Below are 10,238 nucleotides of genomic sequence, written 5' to 3' on the forward strand. Positions count from 1 at the left end.
CGGGCAAAACGACATTATGTTCCGGATCAAATCTGGCACATTACCCAAAGATGCCACAAACGGGAATTCCTGCTGAAATTTAAACAGGACCGTCACCGTTGGATTCAATGGCTCTTCGAAGCGAAAAGGCGTTTTGGGCTGAAGGAGCATTTGAACTGCGGGAAGCACAATCCGCCTATAATTCGATTTTTGAACCCGAAAATCGCGATATAGACCCCAAATAGGCCCTCTATTTCAATGTTTAGTATTTAATACTTGATACTTAGCTTGGTCCGTCCCCAGGTCCTCCCTTGGTCCGTCCCCAAGTCCTTGCCAGGTCCTCCCAGGTCATCACCCGTCCCCAGGTCATCATCCCCAGGTCATCATCCCCCCCCCAGGTCGCCCCAGGTCGCGTCCAATGGCAAACAAGGAACCGCAGATTTCAGAAGGAAGGCGTTCCGTTTCTTTAGCAATCGGAGTCGTGCAGAGATACCACCCTTCGACATTCGTTATTGGATATTCTGCGGGGTTTCTTTAGGATTTTTTCTTCAGCTTGGCCCAGGCATCTCGAAGGGTCACCGTGCGGTTGAATACAAGAGCGCCGGGCTTCGAGTCCTTGGCATCCACGCAAAAATACCCCATGCGCTCGAACTGGCAGAAGAAACCCGGACCGGCATCGGCCAGGCTGGGTTCCAGTTTGCAGCCGTGCAGCACCTTTAGGGCCTCGGGGTTGATGAAATCCATGTAGGTCTTGCCTTCTTCCTTTTCGTCCGGGTTGGCCTTGCTGAAGAGACGGTCGTACAGCCGCACGTCGGCGTCCACGGCGTGGGCGGCCGACACCCAGTGCAGGGTGGCTTTGACCTTTCGGCCGTCCGGGGCGTCGCCGCCACGGGTGGCCGGATCATACGTGCAGCGCAGCTCGACGACCTCGCCGGATTTCTCGTCCTTGATCACATCAATGCAGGTCACGAAGAAGGCATAGCGCAGCCGCACCTCACGGCCCGGTCCCAGTCGGAAGAATTTCTTGGGCGGGTTTTCCATGAAATCGTCCCGCTCGATGTAGATTTCTCGGGAAAAGGGGACCTTGCGCACACCGGCATGCGGGTCTTCGGGATTGTTAACCGCCTCCAGCTCGTCCACCTGGCCCACGGGATAGTTTTCAATGACTACCTTCAGGGGCCGCAATACGCCCATGACCCGGGGGGCCCGTTTGTTGAGGTCCTCACGGATGCTGTACTCCAGCAAGGCTACGTCCACCACGCTGTCACGCTTGGCCACGCCGATGCGGTCGCAGAAGTTGCGGATGGCTTCGGGGGTGTAGCCGCGGCGCCGCAGGCCGCAGATGGTGGGGATGCGCGGATCGTCCCACCCGCTCACATGGCCCTCGTCGACCAGTTGGATCAGTTTGCGTTTGCTCAGCACCGTGTAGCTCAGGTTCAATCGGGCGAACTCGATCTGTTGGGGGTGGCAGGGGGCGTCAACATGGTCCAGCACCCAGTCGTACAGGGGGCGGTTGTTTTCGAACTCCAGGGTGCACAGGCTGTGGGTGATGCCTTCGATGCTGTCGGACAGACAGTGGGTGAAGTCGTACATGGGGTAGATGCACCAGGTGTCGCCTGTGCGGTGATGGCTGGTCTTACGGATGCGGTACAAGGTGGGGTCACGCATGATCAGGTTGGGATGGGCCATGTCGATTTTGGCCCGCAGAACCCGGGAGCCGTCTTCGAACTCGCCGGCGCGCATCCGCTGGAACAGGTCAAGGTTCTTTTCCACGCTGCGGCTGCGCCACGGGCTGTCCGTGCCCGGTTCGGTGAGGGTGCCGCGGTGCTGACGGATTTCATCGGCATTCAGATCGTCCACGTAGGCGTTGCCTGTCCGGATGAGCTGAACGGCAAAATCGTAAAGCTGTTCGAAATAATCCGAGGCATAGTGCAGGCGGTCATCCCAGTTGAATCCCAGCCAGCGCACGTCCTCCATGATGGCGTCCACATACTCCACGTCCTCTTTGGTGGGGTTGGTGTCGTCGAAGCGCAGGTTGCAGGTGCCGTTGTAGGTGTTGGCCACCCCGAAGTTCAGGCAGATGGATTTGGCGTGGCCGATGTGCAGGTAGCCGTTGGGCTCCGGGGGAAACCGGGTGGCCAGCCGTCCATTGTTTTTGTTGGCCTTCAGATCCGTTTCGATGATGGTCCTTATGAAGTTGGATCCGGGCGTGGTTTCGTTTTCCTTCATCTTAATTAGTCCCCTGGTTTTCCCCAGGCAGATTCAAGCTGCCTGCAATGGTTGTCTGATCCGGGCGGCGGCTGCGGAATTCGCATGCCGGGCCGCCCTGAATATCGCAAAAAGCATAGTGGGTGTCAAACTGAGTCAACCGATTGCAGTTGCTTTTTTATGCTGATAACATACGATCCCCACAAAAAACCGTATATTGAACTAATATCATTGGACGATCGTTGCTAAAGATTCTCGATACCACCCATGACCAGTTTGTTGATGCCTTTCGCAGGCGATACGGCAAGGGATCCCACATCAGCACGCCGGTTTACCGCCATGTGATGAAAACGGGGAAAACGGCATTTCACGAGTTAGCCGCCTTTTCCGGTCTGTCTGAAATGGCCGGTCAATTGGAAACCGATCTGGTGCTGTCGACGGGCCGGCTGGTCAAGCGGGTGTCCGGCGGGGATGTGGTTAAATTCGTGACCCGCCTGGCGGATGAACTGGACATCGAGTCGGTGGTCATCCCCATGTTCAGGCGCCACACCCTGTGTGTGTCCAGCCAGGTGGGATGCAGAATGGGATGCCGTTTCTGCCGGACAGGCAAGATGGGGCTGCTGCGCAGCCTCACCGCTGCGGAAATCGTCGGCCAGGTGTTTGCCGCCCGTCACCAGCTGGGGATCGATATCCGTAACGTGGTTTTCATGGGCATGGGCGAACCGTTGGACAATCTGGACAACGTGATTCAGGCCATTCGGGTGCTGACGGATCAGCGGGGGCTGGACATTGCCCGGCGTTATATCACCGTTTCCACCGTTGGTCTCACCGCCGGCATCGACCGTCTCGCCCGGATAGGTGGTGCGCCGGTGAACCTGGCCGTCTCCCTCAATGCACCCACCGATGACATCCGTTCACGGCTCATGCCCATCAACCGGTCCATCCCCATGGCCGCGCTGCGAGATTCGTTGCTCGGATACCCGTTGGCCAGAAAAGCCGCCTTGTTTATGGAGTATGTGCTGATTAAAGGAATCAACGACCGGCAGGAACATGCCAGGGCCCTGGCGCGATACCTGGCGCCCATGACAGTCAAGCTGAACCTGATTCCCTACAACACGACGCCCGGCTGTGAATGGCACCCCCCGTCAACGGACGCATACGAACTATTTCATGCATGGCTGGTGGCCGAAAACGTGTTCGTTCGAAGGCGCGGTGAAAAAGGCGGCCGCATCATGGCCGCCTGCGGTCAGTTGGGCGGGAAGAACAAGGGCTTGATTTTTGAAAAGCTATGAAAACTTTTTCATATTTTGTCTTTTTCTATGAAGTTCTCACCATACTTTTTCTACAACAATACACCCTTCCGAATCCTGCATAAAGATGTTTATATAATACCTAATTATTTGGAATAGCAGCGACTTAAATTGTCGTCAACAATTCTCATGGTTGTCCCGTCAGCCTTGGCACTCCCATTGCTATTACCCTTCTTGCTTGCTCGAAAATCGTTGGCCGTTGAAAGCTAATTTCATGGTTATACAGCAGGGGCGCGAGTCGTGAAGAAAACAGCAGCATTATCTACCTTGATATTCGTTTTGGTGGTTTTTCCCTTGCTCAATTCCGGGGCGTTGGCCGATTTTATCGGTACGGGCATGCTTCCAAAAACCTTGTTGTCCGAACCACTGAACATGCTCCTCTCCGGCGCCGGTCTCATGGCCTTTGGCACCAGTCTGAGAAAAATTTAAATCAAGATGGTCGCCCCTGCCCTTGAATCAATCACAAAAAGAACTTATCTTTGTTATAAATCGGCAGGAAATGCCATTGACCTGACGATAGTAACACCCTCCAATACAAAAAGGGGAAATCATGAACCAACCCATGATTTCCCCTTAATTTTTTTTGAGAGGTCTGGAGACCTGGCCTTCCCGGCGTGCATGACCGTCCGCCAAAGGGGCGAAAGCGTCTCTAAGGGGCCGCAACAATTTCCGACGATCCTCCATGCAAGCCAAGCGGGGCTTTGCGCCGCTTGGGCAGATTACCCGTGGACCGAAGGCATCACCTATTGGTACGGTTCGAAGCTGATGGTTTGACCGCCGATAGCGGCTTCGAGCATCAGGCCGCCCAGGGCATGGACAAAAACGGCAGTTCCCTTGCGATAACTGGTGCCGGCTTGTTTGCCGGTGGACGGCCCCACGCTGGCACCTGCTGTCTTGCCCATGGATCCAGCCTGGGCCTGCAGGCCAGCCGTGATAGCCACCGCGGATGCATTGGCGTCGAACTCGAAGGCTCCACGGGTAAATTCATCGTAAGCGCGTTCGTCCTCAAAAAAGATGATCTCGCGGAAGGCCTGACCGCCCACTTGCCATCCGAGCGACAATTTGATCAGCGTCGCTGTGCCGGTGGCGTTGTCGCCCCGAAAGACTTTGCCTTTTCCGTAAGCAGCTCCGATAAAAAGGCCCCCTTTACCCACAGTGGGAAAAACCGCGTAGCCGTAAGCCGTTTCAAAAAACGGCATCACAGCAGGGGATGTTTTAAATACAGCAATGGCGTCGGCGTGGCTGTCGGCACAGACCGAAACCGGCGCGGCAGCCATCATCATCATGACAGTCAGGCTAATAAAACCAAAGCGTTTCATATGGGACCCTTTCGTTTAAAATTTAACTGACAAAGGCTGCGGTGTACTTCGCCTATGAATGCCTGCAACCGTCAGGACGCAGTGGTTTGCCGCTTCCATACAGGCCTGGACACGTGCAGTCAGTTTTCTACTGACGGTCAGGCCAGCGCCTCCTGAAAAGGTGTCAGACCTACCCGCTCGATCATTTTGCCCAACCGTTCGCCCTTTTTTGCATTTTCCTTGTAGCTCTGAACGGTTTTGTCGATCGCAACCAGGACCTGCATATCATCCAGCCCGGAAACCAGTTCCTGGGCGATGCGCGGCTCGGCACCCACATTGCCGCCGATGACCATCTTCCAGCCATCCTTGAGGCCGATCAGACCGATATCCCGAACCCAGGATTCGGAGCAACTCAGGTGGCAGCCGGACACGGCCATCTTGAATTTACCGGGCAGCTCCAAGCTGTGATATTTTTTATCCAGGGTCATGCCCATGCCCAATGCGTCCTGTTTGCCCAGGCGGCAATAGGTGTTTCCCGGGCAGGCCCGCACGCTGCGCACGCACAGCCCCACTGCGGCGCCCTTGTCCAGCTGCAGTTCGTTCCAGGCGGCATCGATGTGCTCCTCCTTCAACCCCACCAGGACCACCCGGGCGGCCCCGGTGATTTTGATTGCCTGCGCATCGTATTTTTCTGCCACATCGGCAATGGTTCGCAGCAGCTGGGGGGTGACCAGACCGCAGGGGATGTGGGGGGCGATGGCATAGGTCTCTTTGTCGCGTTGTAAAATGGCGCCTTTTTCTCCCAGTTTCAGCATTTTCAACCTCCTGATCGGTTTCCTGTAGTGGCTTGGTAACACTTTGTATAATAAGACAATGGTATCCCGCTAAGACGGTTCCCGGATCATCACCCAGTAAGGCGATTTCGTGCCCGGTTCATCGAAAGCGCTGGCTTCCTGAAACCCCAGCCGTTGGTAGAAACGCATGTTCCGAAGGGTGAAGGTCTCCAGGTAGGTGTGGAGGCCCAGTTCGTCCGTCTTGTCCAAAATCGGCCGGATCAGCCTGCCGCCAAGGCCCTGCCCTTGATATGCCGGGGCGATGCCGACGATAGAGAGATACCAACTGCCCGGGGGCACAACCTTCTCAGTCTGTTCAGCCATGCCTCCGGTGATCTGCGTATATTTTGCAAGGCAGGTGTCGCTCAGGTGGATCCTGAGAAACGCTTTTCTTTGATTGGCAATCTGCTGGGACAGATCACCGTTGACCGGCTTGGACCAGATTGACACGCCAAAGGCCTTCCCGTTTGGCCGACACAGCTGGCCATATTGACGGGCTTCTTTTATCGAGTAGTCATAATAGCGCAGCATGGCCTCCCTGCGCTGGTCCGGTCCACCGGCAACGCTGCTTTCCATGATTTTATAGAATACATCTTCGGTCAGGGCATCGTAAAGTGTTTCGGACAATGCTCGGTATTCAAAAAGATAGTCCATCTTAATCAACCCGTTCGGGTGTTGGCGGCTAATTGAAGAATCTATTCAGAGGGATTTTTTTGTCAAATGGTGATCATTGTTAACAACCGCCGCATGATAATCGCAAACTTCACCGCGAGAGCCTTCTCATACGGGAAAGCGCGTGTGAATGCAATCCGGATGTTGCAACGCTGTTTGCCGGTGATGAAACATCGGCTTTCTCATCGGCGCCTAACAATTGTCTGCCATATTCGCCGAAGCCGTTTCCGGAAAAGACCGGTTGCACCGCCGTTACCGGCATGGGTACCCCTGCCAGCCGTGTGCCGATATTTTTCAGGTTTCGTATTGACGCCACGGCGGCCCGGGAATACTATAAAAAATAGTTCGATGTATCTTTCTCAACACCATTTCTAAGTTCATGATCCCCCGATCAGGTTCGGCGTTGAACCTTGCAGCACGAAGCGTTGCAGCGGGTCAATTCTGCGTTATGAACAACGCATGTCAACAGGAGGAGAAAAAATGAAAAAAGTAGCCGTTGTGTGTGTCGCCGTGTCACTGGTCCTCGCATTTTCATTGTCGTGCCAGGCCGAAACCCTCGAATTGCTTACTTGGGAGGGGTATGCCCCCAAGGTGTTGATGGACAAGTTCGAGAAGGAGACCGGAATCACGGTAAAGGCAACCTATTCAAACAACGAGGAGATGATTGCCAAACTTCGGGCCACCCGCGGCGCTGGGTTTGATCTGGCCCAGCCCAGCCAGGACCGCATTTCATCGGTACAGGCCAAGTACAAGCTCTACCAGCCGATTGACTATACCAAGGTGGACGCTGCCCAGATCGTTCCCTCCATGCTGGAGGCGGTGAAGAAAAATACCATGGTCGGCGATAAGAGCTATGCCGTTCCCCATGTTTACGGCACCTCAGGGATGATCGTGAACCGCAAATATGCGCCCGATGCGTCAGATTACAAGGACCTGCTCAACCCCGCCTACAACGGGAGGGTCAGCTACCGGCTCAAACGTCCTACATTGATCGGTATTGCCTTTTCCATGCAGCAGGATCCCTTTGTGCTGTACGCCAACCCGACCAGCTACAAAAAGCTGATGGAACGGGTCGGTGAAAAGCTGATCGCGGGCAAGGGGTTGGTCAAAAATTACTGGACCAACGGGGATGCTTTGCTGCAGTCCATGCGTTCGGAAGAGGTCTTTGTGGCCATGGCCTGGGACAACGGCGGATGGAAAATGCATGCCGAAAATCCGGACATCGACTTCGTGGCCCCCAAAAGCGGTGCCCTGGGCTGGATCGACACCTTCACCATTCCGGCCAAGGCCAAGAACGTCGAGGCGGCCTATCAATGGATCAATTTCATGATGAAGCCGGAAAATGCGGCCGTGTTCACCAATAAGGAAAAATACGGCACCGCATCCGCCGGGGCCATCGAGTATTATGATGCCGATGTCAAAGCCAATTTCCAGCGTTCTTTTTCCAAGGCCGATATCGACAACATCAAATGGTATCCGCCGGTTCCGGCCAAGCTGGAATCCATTGAAGGGTTGATCTTAGACAAGGTCAAGGCCGCCAAATAGTATCCATCCAGAACTGGCATCTTGGGGCCCAGCTCTGTGTTCTCGTGTTATATAAATCCTCGACGTAGCGCGGCTACGCCTGCGGTTTCAATAACCCTGCGGCCTTGATCTGAGCCCCAACCTACCATTTCTGGACGGACACTGAATGAATTGCTATGTAGCAAAGCAGAGCGAAGAAAGCATCGTAATAAGCAGTCGTGACCATGTCGGGCGATAGTGACCCGGCAAGCGGAGAACGTGTGTTTACTTTCAGAGGCTTTTTTAGACGTCTGGTAAAATGATGGATTCGTAATAATCGCTTTTCCGACGGATTCGTAAAAACGCCGAGATCAAGGCTTGCGAATCCCGAGGAATGAAGCGTAACGAAGAAATCGGCGTTTTTACGGACCCGTCAAAAAATGAACTGCGATTGATATGGCCTTAGACCTGTCGGTTGAAAAGGTATCCAAAACGTTCGGCGATTTTACCGCCGTGAACGAAGTCTCCTTTGCGGTGGAGCAGGGGCAGTTTTTTTCCATTTTGGGCCCGTCGGGCTGCGGGAAAACCACACTGCTGAGAATGATCGCCGGGTTTATCGAACCCACCGGGGGACGGATCCTTATCCGCGGCAGCGACATGGCGAACCTTCCGCCCAACCGCCGGCCGGTGAACCTGATATTTCAACACCTGGCCCTTTTTCCGATGATGAACGTGGTCCAGAACATCGCCTTCGGCCTCCAGCGGCGCAAGGAGAAAAAGCCCGATATCGATAGAAAGGTGGCGGATATATTAGAGCGGGTGGGACTGCCGGGGTTCGGCAATAAAAAGATCGACCAGCTTTCCGGCGGGCAGAAACAGCGGGTGGCCATTGCCCGCTGCCTGGTGCTGGACCCTGCCGTGCTGCTGCTGGACGAACCCCTGGGGGCCCTGGATCTGAAGCTTCGCGAACAGATGAAAGTGGAGCTGAAAAAACTGCAGGCCCAGGTGGGGACGACCTTCATCTACATCACCCACGACCAGTCGGAGGCGCTGGTCATGTCCGACCACGTGGCCGTGATGAACAAGGGCCGGTTTGAACAGGTGGATACCCCCCGCATGCTCTACGCCCACCCGAAGACGCCCTTCGTGGCCCGCTTCGTGGGGGACAACAACGCCTGGAACGGGACCGTGGCCGACCAGCGGGATGATTTGTGCACGATCAAAACCGCCGACGGCCAGACCTTCTCAGCCGGCGCTGCACCGGATCTGAAACCGGGTACCGCGGTTTCGTTCTTTATCCGTCCCGAGGCCATCATCATAGCCCCGGATGCCGGTCTGGACGATTTCAACCGGCTGACCGTGACCATCCGGTCAATCCTTTTCGACGGGGCCAACAGCCGGCTGCTGGCCACACCGTTGGACGGCGATGCGGAACTGATGATCGCCCTGCCCCAGAACCGACAATACGATCACCTGAATACCGGTGACCGTGTCGACATCGGCTGGAACGCCCGTTCCGCCAGCTGCTTCAGGGTACCATGAACGCCCCCCGAACCCACATCACACTGCCTTTCCTGATATTTGTCACGCCTGTGCTCATGTGGCTGTTTTTACTTATCGTCCTGCCCCACATCGATCTGCTGCTGATGTCCTTCCGGATCGAAGACGATGCAGGAGCCATGGTGTGGAGCCTGATCAACTACCTGAATTTTTTCAACGAGCCGGTTTACTGGCGCACGTTCGCGCGCACCGCCGTATACGCCATCCTGACCACCGCAATCACTTTTGCCGTGTCCCTGCCGGTGGCGTTTTATATTACCAAGGTGGTTTCGCCGCGCTTCAGCGGTTTTCTCAGCCTGCTGCTGCTCATGCCCTTTTGGGTCAGCGAACTGGTGCGGGTTTACGGGTGGATGATCTTGCTTCGAGAAAGCGGCGTGATCAACCACTTCCTGCTTCAAGCCGGGCTGCTGAAAGTCCCTGTGGAAATGCTCTACAACGACATCACCATGGTCATGGGCTTGGTTTACACCTCCATGCTGTTTATGGTGGTACCGTTGATATCGGTGCTGGAAAGCCTGGACGACAGCCTCATCGAGGCGGCCTATGATCTGGGGGGAAATGTTTTTTCGATTGTCACGCGGATCATCATCCCCCATGCCATGCCCGGCATCGTGTCCGGGGGAATCGTGGTCTTTATGCTCACTTTGGGAAACTACCTCACCCCCAACCTGATCGGCGGCAAGAACTCGCTGTGGTTCACCGAGCAGATCTACAACCAGTTTATCGCCAGCTTTAACTGGAACCAGGGTGCGGCCTTCGGCTTCCTGCTGCTGATCCTCTCTTCCACGATTATCTGGATCGGGCTCAAACTCACCCGCCAGAAACTCAGCCAGGTGGTTCAATGATCCGTTCGCTGCCCAATACGCGACCCTACA

Annotated in this window: 10 protein-coding genes; 5 read left to right on the forward strand and 5 right to left on the reverse strand. The window is 55.3% G+C overall.

The window, feature by feature from the left end; all coding sequences use genetic code 11:
• Positions 1–513: 513 nt before the first annotated feature.
• Positions 514–2,208: a glutamine--tRNA ligase/YqeY domain fusion protein gene (locus QNK41_RS09780; RefSeq protein ID WP_319256211.1), complete on the reverse strand. Its 1,695-nt coding sequence runs from the start codon at positions 2,206–2,208 to the stop codon at positions 514–516.
• A 221-nt stretch (positions 2,209–2,429) separates the two neighbouring features.
• Here QNK41_RS09780 and rlmN point away from each other — a divergent pair, with 221 nt between their 5' ends.
• Positions 2,430–3,479, forward strand: a complete 1,050-nt coding sequence (gene rlmN / locus QNK41_RS09785; RefSeq protein WP_319256213.1) for a 23S rRNA (adenine(2503)-C(2))-methyltransferase RlmN — start codon at positions 2,430–2,432, stop codon at positions 3,477–3,479.
• A gap of 258 nt (positions 3,480–3,737) precedes the next feature.
• A complete protein-coding gene (locus QNK41_RS09790; protein ID WP_319256215.1) occupies positions 3,738–3,926 on the forward strand; it encodes a hypothetical protein in 189 nt (62 codons plus the stop codon).
• Positions 3,927–4,240: 314 nt separating this feature from the next.
• Here the strand turns inward: QNK41_RS09790 and QNK41_RS09795 are convergent, their stop codons facing one another.
• The 4 genes from QNK41_RS09795 to QNK41_RS09810 form a co-directional block, all read right to left on the reverse strand.
• A complete protein-coding gene (locus QNK41_RS09795) occupies positions 4,241–4,816 on the reverse strand; it encodes a lipid-binding SYLF domain-containing protein (RefSeq protein ID WP_319256217.1) in 576 nt (191 codons plus the stop codon).
• Between the two features lie 137 nt (positions 4,817–4,953).
• Positions 4,954–5,610, reverse strand: a complete 657-nt coding sequence (locus QNK41_RS09800) for an NAD(P)/FAD-dependent oxidoreductase (RefSeq protein ID WP_319256219.1) — start codon at positions 5,608–5,610, stop codon at positions 4,954–4,956.
• 69 nt (positions 5,611–5,679) lie between these two features.
• The gene (locus tag QNK41_RS09805) at positions 5,680–6,282 is read right to left on the reverse strand and encodes a GNAT family N-acetyltransferase (RefSeq protein WP_319256221.1); all 603 of its coding nucleotides are present in this window, start codon (positions 6,280–6,282) and stop codon (positions 5,680–5,682) included.
• 109 nt (positions 6,283–6,391) lie between these two features.
• Positions 6,392–6,616, reverse strand: coding sequence for a hypothetical protein (locus QNK41_RS09810; RefSeq protein ID WP_319256223.1), 225 nt, complete (start codon positions 6,614–6,616; stop codon positions 6,392–6,394).
• Between the two features lie 164 nt (positions 6,617–6,780).
• Between QNK41_RS09810 and QNK41_RS09815 the strand changes: the two genes are divergently transcribed.
• The 3 genes from QNK41_RS09815 to QNK41_RS09825 all read left to right on the forward strand — a co-directional run bounded on the left by QNK41_RS09815 (position 6,781) and on the right by QNK41_RS09825 (position 10,208).
• Entirely contained in the window at positions 6,781–7,845 is a 1,065-nt protein-coding gene (locus QNK41_RS09815) for an extracellular solute-binding protein (RefSeq protein ID WP_319256225.1), read from the forward strand.
• Positions 7,846–8,259: 414 nt separating this feature from the next.
• Positions 8,260–9,345, forward strand: coding sequence for an ABC transporter ATP-binding protein (locus QNK41_RS09820; RefSeq protein ID WP_319256228.1), 1,086 nt, complete (start codon positions 8,260–8,262; stop codon positions 9,343–9,345).
• A complete protein-coding gene (locus QNK41_RS09825; protein ID WP_319256231.1) occupies positions 9,342–10,208 on the forward strand; it encodes an ABC transporter permease in 867 nt (288 codons plus the stop codon). The genes QNK41_RS09820 and QNK41_RS09825 overlap by 4 nt, the downstream gene beginning before the upstream one ends.
• Positions 10,209–10,238: the final 30 nt, after the last annotated feature.

The sequence above is a fragment of the Desulfosarcina sp. genome (genome assembly GCF_033791525.1).
GTDB lineage: Bacteria > Desulfobacterota > Desulfobacteria > Desulfobacterales > Desulfosarcinaceae > Desulfosarcina.

Coding starts and splice junctions, on each gene's coding strand:
- QNK41_RS09795 (WP_319256217.1), bottom strand. CDS start 4,816: ATGAAACGCTTTGGTTTTATTAGCCTGACTGTCATGATGATGATGGCT.
- QNK41_RS09800 (WP_319256219.1), bottom strand. CDS start 5,610: ATGCTGAAACTGGGAGAAAAAGGCGCCATTTTACAACGCGACAAAGAG.
- QNK41_RS09820 (WP_319256228.1), top strand. CDS start 8,260: ATGGCCTTAGACCTGTCGGTTGAAAAGGTATCCAAAACGTTCGGCGAT.
- QNK41_RS09780 (WP_319256211.1), bottom strand. CDS start 2,208: ATGAAGGAAAACGAAACCACGCCCGGATCCAACTTCATAAGGACCATC.
- QNK41_RS09825 (WP_319256231.1), top strand. CDS start 9,342: ATGAACGCCCCCCGAACCCACATCACACTGCCTTTCCTGATATTTGTC.
- QNK41_RS09815 (WP_319256225.1), top strand. CDS start 6,781: ATGAAAAAAGTAGCCGTTGTGTGTGTCGCCGTGTCACTGGTCCTCGCA.
- QNK41_RS09805 (WP_319256221.1), bottom strand. CDS start 6,282: ATGGACTATCTTTTTGAATACCGAGCATTGTCCGAAACACTTTACGAT.